Annotated in this window: 23 protein-coding genes and 1 pseudogene; 16 read left to right on the top strand and 8 right to left on the bottom strand. The window is 70.6% G+C overall.

All coding sequences use genetic code 11. The features are described from left to right. Nucleotides 1-144: 144 nt before the first annotated feature. Complete coding sequence (locus ACGFIE_RS30780) at nucleotides 145-420, bottom strand: hypothetical protein (RefSeq protein WP_393301272.1); 276 nt, start codon at nucleotides 418-420, stop codon at nucleotides 145-147. Between the two features lie 490 nt (nucleotides 421-910). On the opposite strand from ACGFIE_RS30780, the gene ACGFIE_RS30775 reads away from it, so the two are divergent. Then, nucleotides 911-1,102, top strand: a complete 192-nt coding sequence (locus tag ACGFIE_RS30775; RefSeq protein WP_393301269.1) for a hypothetical protein — start codon at nucleotides 911-913, stop codon at nucleotides 1,100-1,102. A 274-nt stretch (nucleotides 1,103-1,376) separates the two neighbouring features. On the opposite strand, the gene ACGFIE_RS30770 is transcribed toward ACGFIE_RS30775, so the two are convergent. Beyond that, a complete protein-coding gene (locus ACGFIE_RS30770; RefSeq protein WP_393301266.1) occupies nucleotides 1,377-2,054 on the bottom strand; it encodes a uridylate kinase in 678 nt (225 codons plus the stop codon). A 78-nt stretch (nucleotides 2,055-2,132) separates the two neighbouring features. On the opposite strand from ACGFIE_RS30770, the gene ACGFIE_RS30765 reads away from it, so the two are divergent. After that, nucleotides 2,133-2,993 (top strand): oxygenase MpaB family protein, encoded by an 861-nt coding sequence (locus ACGFIE_RS30765; protein ID WP_393301263.1) that lies wholly within the window; start codon nucleotides 2,133-2,135, stop codon nucleotides 2,991-2,993. Nucleotides 2,994-3,041: 48 nt separating this feature from the next. Here the strand turns inward: ACGFIE_RS30765 and ACGFIE_RS30760 are convergent, their stop codons facing one another. After that, complete coding sequence (locus ACGFIE_RS30760; RefSeq protein WP_393301260.1) at nucleotides 3,042-4,094, bottom strand: hypothetical protein; 1,053 nt, start codon at nucleotides 4,092-4,094, stop codon at nucleotides 3,042-3,044. Between the two features lie 428 nt (nucleotides 4,095-4,522). Here ACGFIE_RS30760 and ACGFIE_RS30755 point away from each other — a divergent pair, with 428 nt between their 5' ends. The 8 genes from ACGFIE_RS30755 to ACGFIE_RS30720 all read left to right on the top strand — a co-directional run bounded on the left by ACGFIE_RS30755 (nucleotide 4,523) and on the right by ACGFIE_RS30720 (nucleotide 12,499). After that, entirely contained in the window at nucleotides 4,523-5,035 is a 513-nt protein-coding gene (locus ACGFIE_RS30755) for a flavin reductase family protein (protein WP_363687352.1), read from the top strand. After that, a complete protein-coding gene (locus ACGFIE_RS30750) occupies nucleotides 5,036-6,100 on the top strand; it encodes an ABC transporter substrate-binding protein (RefSeq protein WP_393301257.1) in 1,065 nt (354 codons plus the stop codon). After that, on the top strand, nucleotides 6,097-6,933 hold the full coding sequence (locus ACGFIE_RS30745; protein ID WP_393301254.1) for an ABC transporter permease: 837 nt from the start codon (nucleotides 6,097-6,099) through the stop codon (nucleotides 6,931-6,933). The genes ACGFIE_RS30750 and ACGFIE_RS30745 overlap by 4 nt, the downstream gene beginning before the upstream one ends. Beyond that, entirely contained in the window at nucleotides 6,909-7,646 is a 738-nt protein-coding gene (locus ACGFIE_RS30740) for an ABC transporter ATP-binding protein (protein WP_363687358.1), read from the top strand. The genes ACGFIE_RS30745 and ACGFIE_RS30740 overlap by 25 nt, the downstream gene beginning before the upstream one ends. A gap of 2 nt (nucleotides 7,647-7,648) precedes the next feature. Further along, nucleotides 7,649-8,980 (top strand): LLM class flavin-dependent oxidoreductase, encoded by a 1,332-nt coding sequence (locus ACGFIE_RS30735; protein WP_393301251.1) that lies wholly within the window; start codon nucleotides 7,649-7,651, stop codon nucleotides 8,978-8,980. Nucleotides 8,981-9,001: 21 nt separating this feature from the next. Continuing rightward, the gene (locus ACGFIE_RS30730) at nucleotides 9,002-10,066 is read left to right on the top strand and encodes an aldo/keto reductase (RefSeq protein ID WP_393301248.1); all 1,065 of its coding nucleotides are present in this window, start codon (nucleotides 9,002-9,004) and stop codon (nucleotides 10,064-10,066) included. Nucleotides 10,067-10,128: 62 nt separating this feature from the next. Next, nucleotides 10,129-11,358, top strand: coding sequence for a vanadium-dependent haloperoxidase (locus tag ACGFIE_RS30725; protein ID WP_393301245.1), 1,230 nt, complete (start codon nucleotides 10,129-10,131; stop codon nucleotides 11,356-11,358). Between the two features lie 76 nt (nucleotides 11,359-11,434). After that, complete coding sequence (locus ACGFIE_RS30720) at nucleotides 11,435-12,499, top strand: LLM class flavin-dependent oxidoreductase (protein ID WP_393301242.1); 1,065 nt, start codon at nucleotides 11,435-11,437, stop codon at nucleotides 12,497-12,499. A gap of 57 nt (nucleotides 12,500-12,556) precedes the next feature. Here ACGFIE_RS30720 and ACGFIE_RS30715 read toward each other — a convergent pair whose 3' ends face one another. Continuing rightward, on the bottom strand, nucleotides 12,557-13,375 hold the full coding sequence (locus ACGFIE_RS30715) for a class I SAM-dependent methyltransferase (RefSeq protein ID WP_393301239.1): 819 nt from the start codon (nucleotides 13,373-13,375) through the stop codon (nucleotides 12,557-12,559). 234 nt (nucleotides 13,376-13,609) lie between these two features. On the opposite strand from ACGFIE_RS30715, the gene ACGFIE_RS30710 reads away from it, so the two are divergent. Next, a complete protein-coding gene (locus ACGFIE_RS30710; RefSeq protein ID WP_393301236.1) occupies nucleotides 13,610-15,457 on the top strand; it encodes a glycoside hydrolase family 15 protein in 1,848 nt (615 codons plus the stop codon). Between the two features lie 27 nt (nucleotides 15,458-15,484). On the opposite strand, the gene ACGFIE_RS30705 is transcribed toward ACGFIE_RS30710, so the two are convergent. Both ACGFIE_RS30705 and ACGFIE_RS30700 read right to left on the bottom strand, forming a co-directional pair. Beyond that, nucleotides 15,485-16,663 carry a MalY/PatB family protein gene (locus ACGFIE_RS30705; RefSeq protein ID WP_393301233.1) on the bottom strand — a complete coding sequence of 393 codons (1,179 nt, stop codon included), beginning with the start codon at nucleotides 16,661-16,663 and terminating at the stop codon, nucleotides 15,485-15,487. A gap of 58 nt (nucleotides 16,664-16,721) precedes the next feature. Continuing rightward, nucleotides 16,722-17,618 carry an NAD(P)-dependent oxidoreductase gene (locus ACGFIE_RS30700; RefSeq protein WP_363687372.1) on the bottom strand — a complete coding sequence of 299 codons (897 nt, stop codon included), beginning with the start codon at nucleotides 17,616-17,618 and terminating at the stop codon, nucleotides 16,722-16,724. Between the two features lie 134 nt (nucleotides 17,619-17,752). Between ACGFIE_RS30700 and ACGFIE_RS30695 the strand changes: the two genes are divergently transcribed. Further along, on the top strand, nucleotides 17,753-18,433 hold the full coding sequence (locus tag ACGFIE_RS30695; protein WP_358157344.1) for a TMEM175 family protein: 681 nt from the start codon (nucleotides 17,753-17,755) through the stop codon (nucleotides 18,431-18,433). A gap of 41 nt (nucleotides 18,434-18,474) precedes the next feature. Here ACGFIE_RS30695 and ACGFIE_RS30690 read toward each other — a convergent pair whose 3' ends face one another. Continuing rightward, on the bottom strand, nucleotides 18,475-19,317 hold the full coding sequence (locus ACGFIE_RS30690) for an aldo/keto reductase (RefSeq protein WP_393301228.1): 843 nt from the start codon (nucleotides 19,315-19,317) through the stop codon (nucleotides 18,475-18,477). A gap of 217 nt (nucleotides 19,318-19,534) precedes the next feature. Here ACGFIE_RS30690 and ACGFIE_RS30685 point away from each other — a divergent pair, with 217 nt between their 5' ends. From ACGFIE_RS30685 to ACGFIE_RS30675, 3 genes are all read left to right on the top strand, one after another. Further along, nucleotides 19,535-20,116 carry a type 1 glutamine amidotransferase domain-containing protein gene (locus ACGFIE_RS30685; RefSeq protein ID WP_393301226.1) on the top strand — a complete coding sequence of 194 codons (582 nt, stop codon included), beginning with the start codon at nucleotides 19,535-19,537 and terminating at the stop codon, nucleotides 20,114-20,116. A gap of 142 nt (nucleotides 20,117-20,258) precedes the next feature. Beyond that, entirely contained in the window at nucleotides 20,259-20,747 is a 489-nt protein-coding gene (locus ACGFIE_RS30680; RefSeq protein ID WP_393301223.1) for a hypothetical protein, read from the top strand. Between the two features lie 59 nt (nucleotides 20,748-20,806). Beyond that, nucleotides 20,807-21,292, top strand: a complete 486-nt coding sequence (locus ACGFIE_RS30675) for an alcohol dehydrogenase catalytic domain-containing protein (protein WP_393301284.1) — start codon at nucleotides 20,807-20,809, stop codon at nucleotides 21,290-21,292. Here the strand turns inward: ACGFIE_RS30675 and ACGFIE_RS30670 are convergent. Then, nucleotides 21,290-21,424 (bottom strand): annotated as a pseudogene (locus tag ACGFIE_RS30670) (alcohol dehydrogenase catalytic domain-containing protein); the annotation flags it as partial. The gene ACGFIE_RS30675 and the pseudogene ACGFIE_RS30670 overlap by 3 nt on opposite strands. Before the next feature lie 332 nt (nucleotides 21,425-21,756). On the opposite strand from ACGFIE_RS30670, the gene ACGFIE_RS30665 reads away from it, so the two are divergent. After that, nucleotides 21,757-22,767, top strand: coding sequence for a mechanosensitive ion channel family protein (locus ACGFIE_RS30665; protein WP_393301220.1), 1,011 nt, complete (start codon nucleotides 21,757-21,759; stop codon nucleotides 22,765-22,767). Nucleotides 22,768-22,939: the final 172 nt, after the last annotated feature.

Below are 22,939 nucleotides of genomic sequence, written 5' to 3'. Positions count from 1 at the left end.
TCGCAGAACCGATCTTGAGACGGTGGCCGCTTTACGTCACGTCGCCACGCCGGTCACCACCACACCCGGCGACCCGCCACCTTAAAACGCAAGTATTCATACCTCTGCGGTATACCGCTCAACAGCACATCGCCACGGCGGGCGTTAGACCGTAACGCGACGGCTGGGAGCCCTTTTCTGCCACGGGTGCCCGACCGCGATGGGTGCCGGGGCGGATCGCAGCCCGGCCTTCATGACGAAGATCGACCGTCGTGCCACGGCGTCGCCTCGATCATCGAGCTGATACCCGTCGAGCCAAATCCACCCGTCGTACGTGATCCAGTCGAGTACGCGGATCAGGCGGAACCGGATGGGGCGGATGAACTGCACGCTGGCTTCTCGCCCCACGATCAACATGTCGCCGGCCTTCATGCGAGCCATCCGAGGAACCTGCGGTACACAGCGTCGGCCGGAGCCCAGGACATGTCCTGCGCGGCTGCCACCAGGTGCGATCCCAGGTAAGTCCGGAGACCCGCCGGCGACGTGGCGTACTCCCCCAGCAGCTCCAGGCGGCGTGTGGCACACGGCCAGGGGCGGTCACACGTCTCGCACAGCCACAGCGGGGCGACCGGTCCGTGTGCAGTCATCGGCTCTCACCTGGCCAGTGACCCCGGTTGATCGGGACCTTGTGCCTTGCCCGACAGGGCAGCTCATTCCCGCACTTGCAGACGTTACGCCACTTGATCCACGACCACACCGGCTTATGCCTGCGAGCCAGGGTCAGGGTTACGGCCGTCAGATATTCCGCGAACGTGACACGTCGGGTCATTCAGCCATCGCATCACAAGGGGTTGCACGGAGGCAACCCCCAAAGGAGTTGTCGCACCCTATATCGCCTGGTGCAATCCTCAGGGCTCATACCGTCAGGGTCGTGGAGCTGCTCGGGCTGGATGAGATCCGCGACTTGCTTGGCGGGATCAGCAAGCAGCGCGCCACGATCATCGTGGGCCGCAAGGGCTTCCCTGACCCCCTCGCCACCTTGAGCATGGGCCGCGTCTGGGACGGCAAGGCGGTTCGCACTTGGATCGCCAAGAACCGCCCCAGCCCGACGGACGAGGACTGAGGCCACCGCGGGCCAGGAGACAGAGCACCGGGCGGAAGAAAACTCACGCCGGGGCACCTCTGTCAGATCACCAGCGGCTCGACGCCGTCGTCGTGTAGACCACGATTCGCGTCGAGGCCCACGTCGTCCTTCCACCGGCCGTCGGCGCGACCTGCCTGCGGGAGTACGCCGGCAGCCTGATCGTCTGGGAGCGGAACGGCAGGCTGGTCCTCGAAAGCCCTACGCGCCGCCAGGCCGTCGCCCGCCTTGGGAGGCGCCCCTGGGACGGCACACGTCACCGGCCCGGCCCTGCCTCCCAGACCGGCCGCTGGGGGTCGTCGTTGCGCACGATGATGTCGACGTGATCGATCGGGCGGACCGTCGCGTTGTAGAGCTGCTGCGCGGGGATGTAGCGCTCACGCCAGCGCCGTTCGACCTCGACCCGGGACGACACCCGACGCTCGCGGACCACGGCACGATCCACTGTCGCGTCGAGCGCGGTCGACACGAAGACGCGCAGGTCCCACCGATCGATCAGTTCCGGGCGCATGAGGAAGACGCCGTCGAAGAGCAGCACCGCGTCGGCCGGGGCGGTCGCGACCGGCGGAGACACCACGGCATCCGTGGTGTGGTCGTAGACGGCGGGTTGGAAGCGTCGGTCTCCGCCCGGGCCGAGCGGGTCCAGCAGAACCCGGTTGAGCGCCCCGTGATCGTGGGTGTCGACGTAGCAGCCTTCGGCCGAGTACTCGCCGCGCGGATAGCGCTGGGCCCGGGGGAAGAGGAAGTCGTCGACCGTGGCACGGATGACGTCGCGGCCCCGGTCGCGCAGGATGCCGGCCAGCTCGTCGGCGAGGGTGGTCTTGCCGGCGGCGGGTGGTCCGTCGATGGCGACCCGCGTCGGGTGCGCGACGGCGACGGCTCCGACCGCGTCGGCCAGGCGGCCGAGCACCTCACCCCGGGTGCCGTGTGCCATGCCACCCCGCTCATCCGCGCTGCGAACCGGGGTGAGTTTACACTCACGTTCCGTGCCGATGTCTGGAGACGACCGCCGATGAGAGGCCGCTACGACAACCTCACAAGGATCCGCACGCTGGACCCGCAGCGCGACTACCTGGACATCTACCAGACCATGCTGCGCCGCGAGTTTCCGTGGGACATGAAGCTCGGGCTCAACCTCGCCTTCAACCGATCCTTCTCCGTCCCCGCCATCGCCGCCGTGCACACCGCCACCGGCGAGCTGACCGACCGCACGCAGAAGCGCATCGACGACACCGGCCTGCTGATGTACGAGATGGTGCTCAACGGCTTCGACAAACCCCGTGGCCGCGACGCGCTGCGGCGGGTCAACCAGATCCACCGCCCGTACGACATCGACAACGACGACTTCCGCTACGTCCTCGGCTGCCTGGTGGTGATCCCGACGCGGTGGTTGCAGACGTACGGCTGGCGTCCGCCCTGCTGCCACGAGCGGCAGGCGACGTACCTGTTCTACCGCGAGCTCGGCCGACGGATGGGCATCACGAACATCCCCGGGTCGTACGCCGAGTTCGAGACCTGGTTCGACGCCCACGACGCGGCTCACCTGCAGCCCAACGACGACGCGGCGGCCATCGAGCGGGCCACCCGCATGCTGATGCTCGCCCGGCTTCCCCGGCCGCTCGCGCCCCTGGGAAACGCCCTGGTCAGCGCCATGTACGACGCGCCGCTGCGACGCGCGACGCGGGTCGACACGCCACCGTGGCCGGTCCGGGCCGGCCTGCACGCGGCGCTGAAGACGCGCTCGCGGCTGCAACGGTGGTGCGGATCGCCGCGCGTGACCCCGCTGTTCGCCGAGGGCATCAGCACCAGGAGCTACCCCGACGGGTACGAGATCAGCCAACTCGGCCCGCACCACGATCGCGCCCCCGAGTAGTGGGGAACGGTAGACCGATGTGAGCGCCTTCCGCCGAGACCGAGACCGTCATCCCTGGAGGAAGCCGCCACCGCAGCAGGCCACCACGTAGACCAGGACGGAGACCACGATCCAGACCACGTCGGCGCTCTGGTTGCCGGCGGCGGTCTGCTGCCCGGTCCCAGGGGAGACGGCAGGCGGCACCTGTGGTGCGCCTCCGGTCGACCTCGACGGTCCCGGGAAGGCAGACGCCGCCCCAGGTGCGTACGCCGAGGGCGGCCACGCCGGCCAGTACTCCCGGTTGGCGGCCTTGAGCAGCAGGTAGAGGACGGTGCAGACCAGCCACCCGTACTGGAGGGCGGTGTCGGCACGCTGTCGTGCGGGGAGCGCGATCAGGGCGAGCCCGACGGTGAGGGCTGCGGCGAGGGCGGCCACCCGGGCCGTCCAGGGATGCCGGACGAACAGGGCCAGCAGGAGCAGCGGAACGAGCAGGATGGCGATGCCGGCCACCGGGGTGCCGGAGCCGCCGAGCTGGAGATCGCCGGCTTCGCCGAGTCGGTTCAGGAAACCGTCCGCCCCGAGGCTGACGAGGACCGTCACCAGGCTGACCGCCGCGATCAGCATCTTCACCTGGAGCAGGCGACGGCGGGTGCGACGTTCGTCGTCGGGGTGCCGGTAGCCGCCGGGGCCGTACCGTCGCCGCCGCACCAGCTCGTCGACAGTGGCGACGATGACGACGAACAGCTGGGCGTACAGGAAGCTCCACAGCGAGACCACCCAGCCGTACCCGCCGTCGTGGCCGCTGCCGGCGTAGATGACCCCGATCAGGGCGCTGGCCACCACAGTGGACGCGAAGCCGAGCGGCCAGGCCACCGGGGGTACGCCCGCGATGCCGCGTTTACCGACGATCAGCAGCAGCAGGAGTGGGGGCAGTCCGAGGAAGGCTACCGACGACCACTGCACGGCCAGCGAGGCCCTGCCGTTCGAGTCGAACCGGGTCAGCCAGGTGAAGGCCGCCGTCGCCGCCAGCCAGCCGAGGGCCGCGATCAGTAGCGCGAGCCAGGGGACGCGTCGTCGGAGCAGATCGAAGGCCCGCTCGATGCTGCCGAAGATCAGATCCATCTGACGCCCCGTCGACCGTCCCGCCCGTGCCTAGCCGAGCACAGTAAAGCAGCGGCGGGTGGGAACGGTTGACCCGCCGAAGGCGGGTGGTGGCTCCCGCGGATCGGGTCCCGTGTTCGTCCCAGGGTCTGAAATCCTATTTACCCAGTAGGAATAGTTGGTTAGCGTGAGAGCCGTGATCAGCCAGCTGAATCCCCTCGACGGCACCGCGGTGGCGGTGTCGCGGGGATGTTGCCGTGGCTGGACCACCGCTCGCGGCTGCTGCCGCTGACCACGCGTTCCTGACTTCTCCCTGTCGCCACGCCGTCGCCTCGACGACGAGCCGCAGCGTGTCCGCGACCCCATCAACGGCCGCTCGACGCCGCGCCGGGTCTCCGCCTGCCCGGGGACAGCGCGCGCCCTGGTCGTTCCCGCCCAGGAGGACCGTCATGACCGTCACCGCCGAACCAGCCACCACCATCGATCCGGACACCTTCCGTGCCCTGCTGCGCCGGCAGGCCGCATCGGTCACCGTGATCACCGCCGCGGGAGACCCACCGGTCGGGTTCACCGCCACGTCGTTCACGTCGGTGTCCCTGCGCCCGCCGCTGGTGTCGTTCTGCCTCGCCCGGTCGTCGTCGAGTTGGCCGACCGTCGCAGGCGCGGAGCACGTAGCGGTGCACCTGCTCGGCGCCGAGCAGCGGGAGGTCGCGCGCACGTTCGCCACCAGCGGCATCGACCGCTTCGCCGCGCACTCCGGCTGGCGGCCCGGCCCGTACGGGGTGCCACTGCTCGACCAGCCGGTCGCCTGGCTGCTGTGCCGGGTGACCGAGCGGGTGCTCGCCGGTGATCACGCGATCGTGCTCGCCGAACCGGTGACCAGTGGTCACGGCGATGGCGCCCCGCTGCTCTACCACATGGGGCGGTACGCCGCCCTGCAACCGTCCACGAAGGAGTCGTAAGTGAAGTCGTCACGCCATGTCGATCGCCGCGCGTTCCTGTCGGCCACACTCGGCGCCGTCGCGCTGGGCCTGACCGCCTGCGCCGGCGAGGACGCGCCGAAGGCCGCGCTGGCCGCTGGCGCGCCGCTGCCGGAATCCGTGCCGAAGGGCACGAAGCTGGTCGTGGGCGACAAGGAGCACCAGAAGGCACTGGAGTACTCCGGCGAGGTGGAGAAGTTCACGTTCCAGGTGGAGTTCGCCAACATCAGCGGCGGTCCGCAGACCCTGGAGGCGTTCCGTGCGAAGGCCCTGGACATCGGGGCCGTCGCGGACATCCCACCGATCCACTCCCACTGGACCGGCATACCCACGAAGATCGTCGCCTCCAAGTTCCGCCAGGACCCGTTGAACCACGCCATCTACCGGCTGGGCGTCGCCCCCGGGGTCGCGGTCACCACGCTCGCCGACGTCCGCGGCAAGAAGGTCGCGTACAGCCCCGGGCAGGCGCAGGGCGCGCTGGTGCTGCGGGTCCTGCACCAGGCCGGGCTGAGCAAGCGGGACGTCAAGCTCGTCGAGCTGCCCAGCACCGACGACACCTACGCGACGGCGCTCGCCAGCCGCCAGGTCGAGGTGGCGCCGCTCGGCGGTGTGCAGATCCGGCGGTACGCGGCGAAGTACGCCCGCGACGGCGCCACCACGATCCCGCACGGCCTGCGCGACGACCCCGGTCACCTGTACGCGCCTGTCACCGTGCTCGCCGACCCGGCGAAGGCGGCCGCGATCCGGGAGTACGTGGCTGCGTGGGCGCGGGCCTGGCGGTGGCGGGAGGCCAACCCGCAGGAGTGGATCGACAGGTACTACGTCAAGGACCAGGGCCTCACCGCCGACGACGGCAGGTGGTTGGTGGAGAACACCGGCGTGGCCGACATCCCGACGACCTGGACCGAGGCCGTCGCCCGGCACCAGGAGACCATCGACCTACTGGCGAAGGAGACAGGCAACAAACCACTGCGGGCCGAGGACCTGTACGACAGGCGGTACGAGTCCGTCGCGGCGGACGCGCTCGCCCCCGGAGGTGCCCGATGACCGCCTCCCTCCTCACCCGACCCCAGACCACGACGGCCACCCCCACGCGCAAGCCGAGGCGCCGGCTCAGGCCGGGCCGCCCCATTCCGTTCGGGTCGGCGCTCGGTCCGTTGCTGTTGCTGGCCGGATGGACGGCCGGCTCGGCGACCGGCTGGCTCGACCCGCGTACCTTCTCGGCCCCGTGGACCGTGGTGACGACGGCCGGTGACCTCATCGCGGACGGCCGCCTGCAGGACAACCTCGCCGTGTCGACCCAGCGGGCCGTGCTCGGCCTGGCCTTCGGCACCGTGATCGGCACGGTGCTGGCCCTGGTCGCGGGACTGAGCCGGTGGGGTGAGGCGATCCTCGACGGCCCGATCCAGATCAAGCGGGCCATCCCGGCCCTCGCGCTGGTGCCGCTGCTCATCCTCTGGCTCGGCATCGGTGAACAGATGAAGGTCACCACGATCATGCTCGGCGTGCTGGTGCCCGTCTACATTCACACCCACAACGGGCTGCGCAGCATCGACAGCCGCTATGTCGAGCTGGGCGACTCCCTGCGCCTGTCGCGGGCCGTCTTCCTGCGCCGCATCGTGTTACCCGGCGCGCTCCCCGGCTTTCTGCTCGGCATGCGGTTCGCGGTCGTGGGCGCCTGGTTGGCCCTCGTGGTGGTCGAGCAGATCAACTCGACGAGCGGCATCGGCTACATGATGGACCTGGCCCGCCAGTACGGCCAGACCGACGTGATCATCGTCGGGCTCGTCCTGTACGGGCTGCTCGGGCTGTTGTCCGACGGTCTCGTCCGACTCGTGCAGAGGAGGACGCTGTCGTGGCGACGCACGTTGGCGGACTGACCGGCACCCGACCGGTACGGGTCCAGGGGCTGGTGCGCGGTTTCGGCGACCGGACCGTGCTGGACGACCTCGATGTGGAGATCGGCGCCGGGGAGTTCGTGGCGCTGCTGGGACGCAGCGGCTCGGGCAAGAGCACCCTGCTGCGGGCGCTCGCCGGCCTGGACGACGACCGGACCGGTGCGGGTGTCGTCGACGTACCGGAGAACTCCTCGGTCGTCTTCCAGGACGCCCGGCTGCTGCCGTGGCAACGCGTCCTGGACAACGTCATCCTCGGCCTGCGCGGGCCGGACGCACCCGGTCGCGGCCGCGCGGCCCTCGCCGAGGTCGGGCTCGCCGGTCGGGAACGGGCCTGGCCCAGCGAGCTCTCCGGTGGCGAGCAGCAGCGGGTGGCGCTGGCCCGGGCCCTGGTGTCCGAGCCGGAGCTGCTGCTGGCCGACGAACCGTTCGGCGCGCTGGACGCGCTGACCCGGCTGCGCATGCACGGCCTGCTGCGCGAGCTGTGCACCCGGCACCGGCCGGCGGTGCTGCTCGTCACGCACGACGTCGACGAGGCCGTCACGCTCGCCGACCGAGTGCTGCTGCTCGACGCGGGCCGCATCGCGATCGACCTCGCCATCGACCTGCCGACGCCGCGCTCGCACCGGCAGCCGCAGTTCCTCGCCTACCGGGAGTCCCTGTTGCGGGCGCTCGGCGTCGACCCGACGGAAGGATGACCATGCTGCACCTCAACGCGTTCCTGATGGGTGTCGGCCACCACGAGGCGGCCTGGCGGCTCCCGCAGAGCGATCCGTTCGCGCAGACCGACGTCGCGCACTTCACGCGCCTGGCCCGCATCGCCGAGCGCGGCAAACTCGACTCGCTCTTCCTCGCCGACAGCCCGGTGCTGTGGAACAGCATCGGCCGGCGGCCGGGCGGCACCCTCGAACCGACAGTGCTGCTCACCGCGCTGGCCGGCGCGACCAGCCACATCGGGTTGATCGCGACCGCCTCGACGACGTACAACGAGCCGTTCAACCTGGCCCGCCGGTTCGCGTCGCTGGACCACGTCAGCGGTGGCCGGGCCGGCTGGAACATCGTCACCACGGCCGGCGAACAGGCGGCCCGCAACTTCAACCTGGACGCGCTGCCCGCCCACCGGGAGCGGTACGAGCGGGCCGCCGAGTTCATCGAGGTGTCGCGCAAGCTCTGGGACAGCTGGGACGACCGCGCGCCGCTCGGCGACAAGGAGGCCGGGCGGTGGGGCGACGACGACCTGCTCTATCCGCCGGAGCACGTGGGACGGCACTTCCGGGTCGCCGGCGCGCTCAACGTCCCCCGCTCACCGCAGGGCTACCCGCTGCTGGTGCAGGCCGGGTCGTCCGAGGACGGCAAGGAGTTGGCGGCCCGCTACGCCGAGGCCGTCTTCACCGCCCAGCAGACCCTCGCCGAGGCGCAGACCTTCTACCGCGACCTCAAGCAACGCGCCGCCCAGGCGGGCCGCGATCCGCAGACCATCAAGATCCTTCCCGGCATCGTGCCGGCGATCGGGTCCACCGAGGCGGAGGCCCGCGCGCTGGAGGACGAGCTGGACCGGCTGATCAAACCCGAGTACGCCCGGCAGCAGCTCGCCACCACCCTGCGGGTCACGCCGGAGGACCTCGACCTGGACAAGGAACTCCCCGCCGACCTGCCCAGCGAGGACGAGATCGAGGGCGCGAAGAGCCGGTACACGCTCATCGTCGGCCTGGCCCGACGGGAGCGGCTGACCGTACGCCAGTTGATCGGTCGGCTCGGCGGCGGACGCGGTCACCGCACCTTCGCCGGCACTCCCGAGCAGGTCGCCGATGCCATCGAGGAGTGGTACCGCGCCGGCGCTGCGGACGGCTTCAACATCATGCCGCCGGTGCTGCCGTCCGGGCTGGAGGTCTTCGTCGACCACGTCGTGCCCCTCCTGCAGCGGCGCGGGCTGTTCCGTACCGAGTACACCGGCACGACCCTGCGGGATCACTACGGCCTGCCCCGCCCGGCCAACCAGCACGCGCGGCAACTCGCCGCGACCGCTCGCTGAATTTCCTGGAGAGGACAATCGATGGTGGACCACAGGCCCTTCGGGCACACCGGCGTACGGGTCAGCGCGCTCACGCTGGGCGCGATGAACTTCGGTCAACGGGGCAACCCGGACCACGAGGACAGTATCCGGATCATCCACCGGGCACTCGACGAGGGCATCACCTCGATCGACACCGCGGACGTCTACTCCGACGGCGAGTCGGAGGAGATCGTGGGCAAGGCGCTCGCCGGTGGGCGACGCGAGGACGTCTTCCTCGCCACCAAGTTCCACGGCCAGGTCGGCGACAATCCGCAGCACCGGGGCAACTCTCGCCGCTGGATCGTCCGCGCGGTGGACAACAGCCTGCGCCGCCTGCGCACCGACTGGATCGACCTGTATCAGGCGCACCGGCCGGAGCCGGGCACGGACTTCGACGAGACGCTGGGCGCCCTCACCGACCTGGTACGCCAGGGCAAGATCCGCTACCTCGGCACCTCCACGTTCGAGCCGTCGGCCATCGTGGAGGGTCAGTGGATCGCGCAGCGGCGCGGCCGGGAGCGGGTGGTCAGCGAACAGCCCCCGTACTCCATCCTGGCCCGTGGTGTGGAACGCGAGGTCCTGCCCGTGGCCCAGCGCCACGGCCTGGCCGTGATCCCGTGGAGCCCACTGGCCGGCGGCTGGCTGTCCGGGCGCTACCACGCGGGGCTCGACGCCCCGATCTCCCGCCGGGCCGACCGGCTCCCGGCCCGGTTCGATCCGCGACTGCCGGCCAACGCGGCCAAGCTGGTCGCCGTCGAGAAGCTGTCCGCCCTCGCCGACGAGGCGGGGCTGTCCCTGATCCACCTGGCGATCGCGTTCGTCCTGGAGCACCCGGCGGTCACGTCGGCGATCATCGGGCCCCGCACCCTGGCGCACCTGGAGTCCCAGCTCGGCGCCACGAAGGTGACGCTGTCCGCGGACGTGCTGGACCGCATCGACGCCATCGTCGCACCCGGCACCACGCTCAACCCGGCCGACGCCGGCTACCAGCCGCCCGCGCTCACCGATCCGGCGTACCGCCGTCGCGGCGGGTCGTCGACGCCGCCGGCCCGGGTGACCCCGTGAGCGACGGACCGGCACAAACCACGCCGACCCCGCACCGAACCTCCGAAAGGAAAACCCCCACCATGGCCCTGCTCACCCGTCGTGGCTGGCGCCGCGGCGCGGCCGGGATCGCCGCCGCCGCGCTGACCGCCGGCATCTCCCTCGCCGCGCCGGCCACCGCCGCCACCGCCGCGATCGACACCACCCTCGAGTGGTACGACGTCACCGCGACCGCCGTCGCGACCGGCACCCGACCGCAGGTGACAAACAACCGCGCGTGGGCGATCAGCTGGCTCGCCGCGGCCCGCGCGGTCCGGACCGCGCCCGCCTCGCCTGCCTACCAGGACGCCGCGCTGGCGTCCGCCGTGCACACCGCGCTGAGCGCCCTGATCCCGGACGCCACGCCCACGCTCGACGCGGCGCTGCGCACCACGCTCGACCGGATCCCCGACGGCCGCGCCAAGGACCGTGGGCACGCCGCCGGCCAGCGCGAAGCCCTCTCGCTGGTCGCCGAGCGGTCCGGCGACGGGCTCGACCCCGCCTCCGTCAACACGCCCTACCCCGCTCCCCCGGCCGCACCGGGGATCTGGCAGCCCACCCCACCGAGCTTCACGGCCGCCCAACAGGCCGGAAACCGGTTCGCCACGCCGTTCCTGCTCGACCGCGCGGACCGGTACCGCCTCGGGCCGCCGCCGACGCTGGGATCGGCGCGCTACCGCGCCGACATCGCCGAGGTCCGGGCCTACGGCGCGGCCGACAGCACGGTACGCACACCGCGGCAGACCGACACGGCGACGTTCTGGCTCGGCTCCTCGCTGACCCTCTACACAGGCATCCTCCGCGCCGCGCTCGCCCAGTCCCCCCGATCGACCGCCGGGCGGGCGGCTCTCGTGGCCGTCTTCCACGTCGCCCTCGTCGACACCCAGATCGCGACCTCCGACACCAAGTACGCCTACCTGCGCTGGCGGCCGGTCACCGCGATCCGGGCCGACGGCGACCCCGGCTGGACGCCGCTGCACGACACCCCCGCTCACCCGGACTATCCCAGCGGGCACAACACCTACGCCGGGGCCGCCGAAGGGGTGCTCACCGCCCTGACCGGGGCGCGGGCACGGGAGGCGTACACCATCTCCAGCCCCACCCAACCCGGCGTCACCCGCACCTACACCGACTGGCATCGGCCCACGCAGGACAACGTCGACGCCCGCGTGTGGTCGGGCATCCACACCCGTACGGCCGACGAGGCCGGCGTCCGGCTCGGTCGGGACGTCGCCGCGCACACCGTCCGCACCGCGGCCCGCCTGTTCGCCTGATCCTGCGCACCGGCGGGGCGGCACGTCGCCGCCCCGCCGGCCACGCCCGGTTCCACCTCCAGGAAGGCCGTCGCTGATGAGCGCTCAATTCCTCTGGTACATCCCGAATCAGGTCGAGCCCGGCCATCGCGGCGACGACGTCGTCGAGCACCACAACAGCCTGCAGACCCTCACCAGCCACGCCCGAGCCCTGGAGGAACACGGGTGGGACGGCGCGCTCCTCGGCACCGGCTGGGGACGACCCGACACCTTCACCGTCGCCACCGCGCTGGCCGCCCGGACGACGACGTTCCAGCCGCTGATCGCGATCCGCCCGGGCTACTGGCGGCCGGCCAACTTCGCCTCCGCCGCCGCGACGCTCGATCACCTCAGCGGCGGCCGCGTCCTGATCAACATCGTCTCGGGCAAGGACAACCTGGCGGCGTACGGCGACGGCGAGGGCGACCAGGCCCACCGCTACGCCCGCACCCGCGAGTTCCTCCAGCTCGTGCGCAGACTCTGGACCGAGGAGAACGTCACCTACCAGGGCGAGCACTTCCGCGTCACCGGCTCCACCGTGGCGCTGCGTCCGGTCGTCCGAGGCGATCGCCGGCACCCCCGGCTCTACTTCGGTGGCGCCTCCCCCGCCGCCGAGGAGGTGGCCGCCACCGAGGCCGACGTCCAACTCTTCTGGGGCGAGCCGCTCGACGGCGTTGCCGAGCGGATCGAGCGCCTCAGACTGCTCGGCGAGAAGCTGGGGCGCGAGCACGCCCCGCTGGAGTTCGGGCTACGGATCACCACTGTGGTGCGCGACACCACCGAACAGGCGTGGGCCGACGCCGAGGCCAAGGTGGCGCAGATGGCGGCGGGCCACGGCGTCGCCGGGCGAGACCGGACCTGGCGGGCCGCCGTCGGTCAGCAGCGGCTGCTCGACCTCGCCGCCCGCGGTGACGTGCTCGACGACAACCTCTACACCGCACCCGGCAGGTACGGCGGCGGCGGCGCGGGCACCACCTGGCTGGTCGGCTCCGCCGAGGATGTGGCGAGGTCGCTGCGGAGGTACCAGGCGCTGGGCGTCAGCCACTTCGTGCTCTCCGACACGCCCTACCTTCCGGAGATCGGACGCCAGGGCGACCACCTGCTGCCGCTGCTGCGCGACTGAGCCGGGCTGCCCGCGGGCCGGAAACGTTGGACGCGGTGCGGGGACGCCGGATCACTGTCACCCCACCGCCGCCGCGTCCGACGCACCGGCCGGCTCACGCACCGCGGCGAAGCGCAGCCGGTGGTAATCGGCGTACCAGCGGCCGTCGCGCAGCAGCGTCGGCGCGGCCAAATCGTTGATCCGCGCCAGGACGGCCTCGCGCCGGTCCGCCGGCACATGGCCGATCAGGGACGCGCCGAACATGACAACCCAGTCGGCGACGCCGCGCGGACAGTCGGTCAGCTCGGTGGGCCGAGCGAAGTAGTCCATCCGCAGCACCTGGAAGCCGTGCTCCTCCAGCAGGGTGGCGTACTGTCCGGGGCTCGGGAAGTACCAGGGCATCCGGGCGCCCTCGGTCAGGCCCAGCTCGGCAAGGGCGGCGCGGACGGCGGCGAGGATCCCGGCCACGTTGTGTGCGCCGCCGAACTCGGCGACGAAACGCCCACCCGGACGCAGCGCGCGACGGACCGCGGCGACGACCTCCGCCGGACGGGTCATCCAGTGCAGCGCGGCGTTGGAGAACACCGCGTCGACCTGCTCGTCGATCCGGAAGTCGTGGCCGTCGGCGAGCAGCACGCCCGATCCCAACCGGCCGGTGGCCGCGGCGACCATGGCGGGGTCACCGTCGACAGCGATCACCCGGGCACCGCGCGCCGCGATCGTGGCGGCCAGCTCACCGGTGCCGCACCCCAGGTCGAGGACGGTCTCGCCGGGCAGCGGGGCGAGCAGGTCGACGACACCGCCGGCCAGCGCGGACACGTAGCCGAACTGACTGTCGTAGCGGTCGGCGTCCCACCCGGCTGAGGGCTGGGACTCGTGGACGGAGTGCTGTGTCATCGCGTCATCCTCGATCGATCTGCTGAAGGCTCTGCCCGGCCATCGCCCACACCCCCTGGACGTCGGCGTCGAGCCGGGCGAGCGTGAACCGGCTTCACCTCGCTCCGCTCACGGTAAGCCCACCGGCCGCCCCGGCGCGCGGACGCGACCGGGTGGCTGAACGTGAATCTCGCCTGAGCCGACGGTTCTCCCCCTAGGTTCGGTGCGCAGGACGCAGTCGAACCGGGGAGAGACGTGGACAGCTATCCGGCGATCGAGGATCACGGACTCATCGGCGACCTGCAGACCGCCGCGCTGGTGACGTGTGACGGCACGGTCGACTGGTTCTGCGCGCCACGCTTCGACTCGCCGAGCATCTTCGCGGCCCTGCTGGACAAGGACAAGGGCGGCTACTTCCGCATCGCGCCACACGACGTCCGGTACGTCACCAAACAGCTCTACCTCCCCGGCACCCCCATCCTGATCACCCGGTTCATCAGCGCCGACGGCGTGGCCGAGGTGATGGACTTCATGCCTGTCACGGGCGAGCGGGCCACCGACGCGCACCGCCTGGTCCGCATCGTCACCATGGTCCGGGGCAGCATGCGCTTCCGGGTGGAGTGCCGGCCCCGGTTCGACTACGCCCGGGAGGAGCATCAGCTGGAGCGCCACCGCAACGGCTACGTCTTCCGCGGCCGAACGGCATCGCTGACCTTCAACCCGGTCGACCCCACACGGCGGTTGATCTCCGAACATGGAGACATCCGCCTGGAGGGCGGCGACCTCGTGGCGTACGGCACCCTGAACGAGGGCGACACCGGCGGCGTGGTCCTGGAGACGGGCGCCACCGAGCCGCGGGTCATCCCGGCGGACGAGATCCAGGGCATGTTCGAGTGGACCCGGGACTACTGGCGGCGCTGGCTGGAACGCTCCCGCTACACCGGCCGCTGGCGGGAGATGGTCGAGCGTTCCGCCATCACGTTGAAACTCATGACGTACGCACCGACCGGCGCGATGATCGCCGCGCCCACCGCCGCGCTGCCCGAGCTGGTCGGTGGCACCCGCAACTGGGACTACCGCTACACCTGGGTCCGCGACACGTCGTTCTCGGTGCACGCGCTGCTCGGCCTCGGCTTCACCGAGGAGGTCAGCCGGTACATGGACTGGTTGGACGAGCGGATCCGCGAGGCCGGCGACCTCCAGGATCCACTGAAGATCATGTACCGGGTGGACGGCTCCTCCGACCTGCACGAGGAGGTCCTCGATCACCTGGAGGGCTACCGCGGCTCGTCGCCTGTGCGGATCGGCAACGGCGCGGCCGACCAACTTCAGCTCGACATCCACGGCGAGGCGCTCTACGCCATGCATCTGGCCGACGAGCAGGGCATCCGCGTCTCGCACCAGGTGTGGAAGAGCACCGTCCGGCTTGTCGACTGGCTCTGCACCCACTGGGATCAGGCCGACGCCGGCATCTGGGAGAGCCGTCACCACCCCCGCAACTACACCTTCGGGCGGGTGATGTCCTGGGTCGCCCTGGACCGGGCCGTCCGCCTCGCCATGCGGACCGGCCGGCCCGGCGACACCGCGGGCTGGACGGCGCAACGCAACCGCATCTACGACCAGGTCATGGCCCGCGGCTACGACCGGGGTCGGGGGACCTTCGTGCAGGCGTACGGCGAGACCGTGCTGGACGCGGCGTTGCTCGCCATGCCGTCGGTAGGCTTCGTCACGCCGAGTGACCCACTGTGGCAGTCGACCCTGCACGCGATCGAGCGCGAGCTGGTCTCCGACAGCCTGGTCCACAGGTACGACCCGGTCCACTCCCCCGACGGCCTCCCCGGCCACGAGGGCACCTTCAACATGTGCACCTTCTGGTACGTCGAGGCGCTGGCCCGTTCCGGCCGCCTCGACGACGCCCGACTCACGTTCGAGAAGATGTTCACCTTCAGCAACCACCTCGGCCTCTACGCCGAGGAGATCGCCGCGACCGGGGAGCAGATCGGCAACTATCCCCAGGCGTTCAGCCACCTCTCGTTGATCAACTCAGCGCTGACGCTCAACGACCTGCTCGACACCGAGGCCGACGCCCGCAGGCGCCGGTAGCACGAGCACCGCGGCCGACGTGACCTCTCAGGCGACGGCGAGGGCCATTCGGCGGACCGCCTCGGTGATCAGCTCCGGCGCGGTGGCCAGGTTCAGCCGGACGTGACCGCCACCGCCGGTGCCGAAGGTCGCACCGGGGTTGAGCGCCACCCGGCCGCGGTCGAGGAACACGGCTGCGGGGTCGTCGCCGAGGCCCAGGGCGCGGCAGTCGAGCCAGGCGAGATACGTGGCCTGACCGGGCTGGTAGCGGATGGCCGGCAGGTGTTCGGCGAGCAGCGCGGCGAGGAGCCGACGGTTGTCGTCCAGGCCGGTCAACAGGGCGTCGAGCCACTCGCCGCCGTCGCGGAAGGCGGCGGTGTGGGCGATCACGCCGAGGTGGCTGGTGCCGATGCTGACCCCGATGGGGACGCGGCTGAGCTCCTCGGCCGCGGCCGGTCCGGCAACGAGGAGTCCACCGCGCAGGCCGGCCAGGTTCCACCCCTTGGAGGCGGACATCAGCGACAGGCCGTTCTCCGCGCCGGGCACCGAGAGGTACGGCACGAACCGCGCACCACCGGCCACCACCGGAGCGTGGATCTCGTCGGCGACCACTCGCACCCCGTGCCGTTGGGCCAGACGGGCGACGGCTGTCAACTCGTTCGCGCTGTGCACGACACCTGTCGGGTTGTGCGGGCTGCACAGCAGGTACGCTGCCGGCCGTCCACCGGCGCGAGCCCGCCGGAACGCATCCTGCAGCGTGCCGAAGTCGATCCGCAGGTTCTCGCCGAGCGGCGCCTCCACGATCCGGCGGTCGGCGTGCGCCACGGACTCGTAGAACGGCGGGTAGACCGGGCAGTTGACGACCACCGCATCCCCCGGCTCGGTGACCAGTCGCAACGCCTCGACGACGCCGTGCATCACGTCGGGTACCAGCGCGGTGCGCTCCACGGCCAGCCCGTCCCAACCCCACCGCCGCCTGGCGAACTCCGCCAGGGCCTGCGGGTACGCCGTCCCGGCGGTGTAACCGGTGTCGCCGCGCGCGACGGCGTCGGTGATCGCGCGCGCGACCGGCTCGGCCAGCGGCACGTCCATCTCGGCCACCCAGAGCGGCAGCACGTCGTCGGGGTACTCCCGCCACTTGAGGCTCGTTCGTTGCCGGAGCTGGTCGATCGTGAGCTGGCGAAGGGGATTCACCGCGTTTCGAGCACCACTCAGCACACCACTCATGGCCGAAGCCTATTCGGCGAGCCTTCGTCGCGTCGGACGCCCTGCACGCCGCAGTCGACTACGCGGTGTCGCGCGTGGACCTCGTTCGCGCCTCGAGGGCGGTGATCACGCCGATCATGTCGATCGCGCCGTGGCCGCCCTCGACCGCTTCCTGATACAGCTCCCGACTCGCCCGCAGGAGGGGATGCGCCGTCCCCGTGGCCACGGCGGCGTCCTCGATGAGGCGAGCGTTCCTGAGGACGTCGGCGATCGCCGCCTGGGGGGCGAGGTCACCTTCGGTGAGCTTCAGCGCCTTGCCTCGGGAGACGACGGACGCCATCGGCCCGGATTCGAGCACGGCGCGCAGCACCTCCGTGTCCGCGCCGGTCTGCGCCGCGAAGTGGAACGTCTCGGCCAGACCCGTCACCATGGTGATCAGGAACGTGTTGACGGCGAGCTTCATCGACAGCGCCGCCGGCACTGGGCCGCACCGGAACCGTTGCGCACACATCGCGTCGATGAGGGGTTCGACCTGCTCGATCGCCTCGTCGTCGCCGGCGAGCATGGCCACGAGCGTTCCCTCCGTGGCGGGTCCGCGCGACCCCGACACCGGCGCCTCGACGTACCGTCCGCCGGACTCGCCGACCTCCACGGCGAGCCCTTGGGAGTACGCGGTCGTGAAGGTGCCCATCCCGACGATGGTGTGCGCGCGTACCCGACGGACGAACTCGTCGGTCCCCCGCCCGAGCACGGCGTCGACGGCCGCCTCGTCGCGCAGCATCAGGATGACTGTCTCCGCCGCGTCGAACACGCCCGCGAGGTCGTCGGCCGCGCGCGCTCCGGCGGCGACGAGTTCCGCGACGGGCCCGGGCGTACGTGCCCAGACGATCACGTCGACGCCCGCGTTGACGAGGTTCGTCGCCATGGGCACACCCATGATGCCGAGCCCGACGAATCCCACCGTGCGAGCGCTCATCCCGGCTACCTGCTTCCCGTCGCGCTGTCGGTCACGCTAGTGTCCACGTCCCACAACCGCGATGCCACGTTCGCCCTGGTGAGAAATCAGGCTGCCGGCTGTTTGTCACGAACGACCTTGGGTAGGCGCGCCCGATGAGCGGGCCAGACACGAACCTGAGCACTCGGTCGGACACCAGCCGCGCCGTGGCGTTCAGCGATGCCATCTTCGCCATCATCATCACGCTGCTGGTCCTGGACCTCCGGGTGCCCGACGTTCCACCCGGCCGCCTCCTGTCCGGCCTGCTCGACCAGTGGCCGTCGTACGTCGCGTATCTCGCGTCCTACTCGTACGTGGCCGTCGTCTGGCTCAACCACAAGGCGGCGTTCAACCGCATTCGAGAGGCCGATCGCGGCCTGCACTGGGTGAACCTGTTCGTGCTGTTCACCACGGCGCTGCTGCCGTTTCCGACGATTGTCGTGTCGCACGCGCTGCAGGAGCACAACAACGCAGACCAGCGGGTGGCCATCGCCTTCTACGCGCTGATCGGCGCGTTGCTGTGCGCGACGTGGCTTGCGTTCTACCACTACCTGGCCCGCAACCCCGATCTGTTGAAGGACCAGGGCAAGGGCGGCTTCTTCCACGTCGAGCGGTTCCGTGCCCTCGCCGGGGTGGTCCTGTACGTGCTCGCGGGGCTGGTCGGCTACCTGGTGGCGCCCTTGATCGGCCTGGTCATCTTCCTCCTCCTACCCGTCTTCTACGCCATCACCAGCGCCGGCCTGTACCAGTTTCCAGTGGCCCGCCGGATCACCCACCGCCCTCCGCCAACCGACTGAGGGCGAGCAGATCACCGTTCCACCCCGTGAACGCCCGGTACCTACAGCATCTCGAGTGGTTGCGGGCCGGCCGGCGGCGGGAACGCCGTGTCGAGTGCCGCCAGGTCCTCCTCGGTCAGCTGCACGTCGTGCGCTTCGGCGTTCTCCCGGGTGTGTTCGGCCTTGGACGATCGGGGGATGGCCGCGACCATCTCTTGGCGCAGCAGCCAGGCCAACGCGACCTGGGCGGCCGTGGCCTCGTGCCGCGCGGCGACCTCCGCGACCTGGGGGTGGCCGAGCAGTCGACCCTGCTCGATCGGGGAGTACGCCATCACCGGGATGCGGTGCTCGCGTAGCCACGGCAGCAGGTCGTACTCGGGACCGCGGCGGGTGAGGTTGTAGAGGATCTGATTCGTCGCGCAGGCGCTTCCGCCCGCATCGAGGAGATCGGTCATGTCCGAGAGATCGAAGTTGCTCACACCCCACTGCCCGATGTCGCCGGCGTCGACGAGTTCGGCGAACGCCTCGATCGTCTCCGCGAGTGGATGCGAGCCGCGCCAGTGCAGCAGGTAGAGGCCGATGTGGTCGACGCCGAGTCGTTGCAGGCTGCGACGGCAGGCCTGCACCGTTCCCCGTCGACTGGCGTTGGACGGCACCACCTTGTCGACGAGAAAGACGTCGGCGCGTCGTCCGGCGATCGCCTCGCCGACGAGTTCCTCGGAAGCGCCGTCACCGTACATCTCCGCGGTGTCGATCATGGTCATGCCCAGGTCGAGCCCGGCGCGCAGGGCGGCCATCTCGTCCTGTCGTCTCTCGGGGCGATCGCCGAGGTACCAGGTTCCCTGGCCCAGCGCGGGCATGGTCTGACCGGAGGGCAGCTCGATCGCGCCGATAGCGAGAGTCATGTCGACCTTTCCGGAGGCTCGAATGCCGTCAGGTGCCTGCGTTACCCGCTGGGACAGGCAGAACACCCTCGCAGCCGCCACCTTTCGCGCGCCAACGCGGGCAGGTGAGCGCCCTGGTGCGGCATTCGGTGGCCGTTTGCTGCTGCCCGTACCCGGGAAGGCGACCGCGAGCGAGACGCCGCCGACGGGGCGGCGCCGCGAAGGGAGGCCGCACACGATGGCACAGAGCCAGCAGCCGTTGACCGGCAAGCGAGTCGCTTGCCTCGCCGCCGACGGGGTCGAGGACGTGGAGTACACCCAGTCCCGGGCCGCCGCGGAGCAGGCAGGGGCCGAGGTTCACCTGATCTCGTTGCAGTCCGGCGAGATCCAGTCGATGAACCAGGACATCAATCCGGCCAACCACTATCGGGTGGACCGGACCGTGGACGAGGCCAATGCGGCCGACTACGACGCCCTGTTGCTACCGGGCGGGACGGTCAACCCCGACCGGCTCCGGATGAACCCGCAGGCGATGGACTTCGTCCGGGCGTTCTTCCAGCAACAGAAGCCGGTGGCGGCGATCTGCCACGGCCCCTGGTCGTTGGTCGAGACTGGCATGGTCAACGGCCGGACCGTCACCTCGTTCCCCAGCCTGCGCACCGACATCCGCAATGCGGGCGGCAACTGGGTGGACCAACAGGTGCAGGTCGACAACGGCCTGGTCACCAGCCGCAACCCCAGCGACCTTCCGGCCTTCTGCGCCAGGATGGTCGAGGAGTTCGCCCAGGGGGAACAGGTACGCCAGATGGCGACAGCCTGATCCGCTGGGGCTCAGGGCCGGGAGGAGCAGGCCGAGCGCCAGAATCAGGCCTGCGCGGGCCACCCTTTATGAAAGGGTTTGTACCTGACGGTGCCAATCATCGGTGGCACTCACCGGAGCAGGTCAAGCGACAGGGGCGGACATGAGGTGGCTGATCGGCGGAGCGGTCGTGGTTGGCGGCGTGCTGGTCGCCCGGCGCCTGCTGGGCGGGAGTGGCCGGAGCGACGAGCACTGGCAACAGGGTCCGGCACGGCGCCGCGGGCCGCAGTGGCACGTGGCGACGGTGAACCGACCAGCCAGTGACGTCGCCCCGGGCGGGCGCCTCCCCGAGCCGCTGGCCGGGCTTGGCGACGCCGTCGAGGTCCAGCTCCGGCCCGCCGCCGGCGACCGGGGGACAGAGATCGCCGTACGGCTGCGCGACGGTGCCCGACTCCCTGTCGCCACCGCGGCCCGACGGGTCACCGGCCGAGATCCCGAGCAGGCGATCCGGGCCGCGCTGCGCGAGTCGAAGCAGTTGATCGAGACCAGTGAGGTCCTGCACCCGGACTATCCACCCACCACCGAGCCGACTCCGATGAACAAGCCACTGCGGATGGCCACCCAACAGGGTCGGCGGGAGGGACGACTGTGAAGGCGCTGGTCTGGGAGGGAGCAAACGAGCTCGCGGTGCGACAGGTTCCGGACCCGCAGATGCGCAACGAGCAGGACATCATTGTCCGGGTCCGTCGGACGGTGACCTGTGGTTCGGACCTGCACCTGCTCGGGGGGTACATCCCGTTCATGGAACGTGGCGATGTCCTCGGGCACGAGTTCCTCGGCGACGTCGTCGAGGTCGGTCCGCAGGTACGCAAGCACAAGGTGGGCGACCGGGTCGTCGTCTGCTCGTTCGTCTCCTGCGGCAAGTGCTGGTACTGCCAGCACCAACAGTTCTCGTTGTGCGACAACGGCAACACGAACCCGATGATCACCGAGAACGTCTGGGGTGCCGCGCCCGGCGGCTGCTACGGCTATTCGCACGCGCTCGGGGGCTTCGCCGGCAGCCACGCCGAATACATTCGCGTTCCGTACGCCGACCAGGGCGCCTTCACCGTCCCGGACGAGGTGCCCAGGCGCCGGGTTGGCCACCAGACAGAACGCGGTCAGGCCCTGGTTGCAGTTGGCGCAGAACCCGCATGAGACGTTGAACGGCAGGCACACCATGTCGCCGACCTTGACCAGATCGACCCCATCGCCGACCTCGATCACTTCGCCCATGTTCTCGTGGCCGAGCACCCGGCCCGGCTCCATGTCCGTGCGTCCGTCGTACATGTGCAGGTCGGAGCCGCAGATGTTCGTCGTCGTAATCCGGATCAGGGCATCCGTCGGTCGCTCGATCTTCGCGTCCGGAACTTCCTTGACGCTGACCGTCCTGGGGCCCTCGTACACAACAGCCTTCATCTGCTCCCCCGTGAAGAATCCGCCCACCGCGTGAGCACCGCCCTTGCTGGCGTTCACATCCTCGCAGAGCAATCCGACCCTTAAGACCGGTTTACACCACCCGGTCCGGCCCAGCCAGTTGGCCCAGGTGAGCGACTGGCGTTCCCGATATTCGCCTCTTTGGACCGGATCCGATGACACCCTGTACCGGTGAACGGCCTCTGATGCATACCGCGTTGATCGTGTTGGCTGCGCTGGCGGCGGCAGTGCTCGTGGACCTGGTCGCCGGCGTGCTGATCCGCCGAGTGGCCCGCGGCCGCTACCGGTGGTTGCTGGAACCGTTGCGGGACGCGTGTCGCCGCCCGGCGGCCGCGGTCCTGCTGTTCGGCGCGCTGCACTACGCGCTACCGCCCGGACCGGCCGATTGGCAGCGTCATCTGCGGCACGCCAGCCTGCTGGTGCTGATCGCCGCCAGCGCGTGGCTGCTGATCAGAACGTTGAGCGTCATCGAGACGGTGTCGTTCAGCAAGCTGCCGAGCGATCTGGTCACCAGCCGGCGCATCCGACGGGCCCGCACGCAGATCCGCCCCGTGCGGCGGCTCACCGTCGCCGTGGTCACGATCGTCGCGATCGGCCTGATCCTGATCACCTTTCGGCCGGTACGCCTCTTCGGCATCTCGGTGCTCACGTCGGCGGGCGTGGTCGGGGCGCTGATCGGCCTCTCCGCCCGAACGGCGCTCGGCAACGCGTTCGCCGGCGTCCAGGTCGCCTTCGCCGACGGTCTGCACGTCGGTGACGTGCTGGTGGTGGACGGCGAGTGGGGCCGGGTCGAGGAGGTGAAGCTGACCAACGTGGTGATCCGACTCTGGGACGAGCGGATGCTCATCCTGCCGACCACCTACTTCACCGAGCGGCCGTTTCAGAACTGGACGCGGAACGAGTCCCGAGTCGTCGGCAAGGTTCAGATCCATGTCGACCACACCGCCGACCTGGATGACCTGCGCCGGGAGGCGCGCCGGCTGGTCGAGTCCTCACCGCTGTGGGATCGCCGCCAGTGGGTGCTCCAGATGGTCGACTCCACCCCGCAGACGGTGGTCATCCAGGTACAGGCCTCGGCCGCCGACGGCGCCAGCGCCTGGGACCTGCGCTGCGACCTGCGCGAGGGACTGGTTCGCTACCTGCGCGACAGTCATCCGCAGTGGCTGCCCCGCGCCCGCAACCAGTACCAACCCTGACCGAGCGCCGCATCACCCGAGCACATCGAGGGGCTGTCAGCACGAACCCGCTACAGGCGCGGCCCAGCTCGGGAAAGGCGGCCACCTATCGGCCCGCGCACCCCTGAGCCAGCTGAACGACGGTGGCCCCGCCCCGTTCGGGCGCGCTCGCTCGGGTCGCGTCCGCACACGC

Origin of the sequence: Micromonospora sp. NPDC049275, assembly GCF_043197115.1 — a bacterium.
Classification (GTDB): domain Bacteria; phylum Actinomycetota; class Actinomycetes; order Mycobacteriales; family Micromonosporaceae; genus Micromonospora.
Note: the sequence above shows the minus strand (reverse complement) of the source record. Positions and strands in the feature narration are given on the sequence as shown.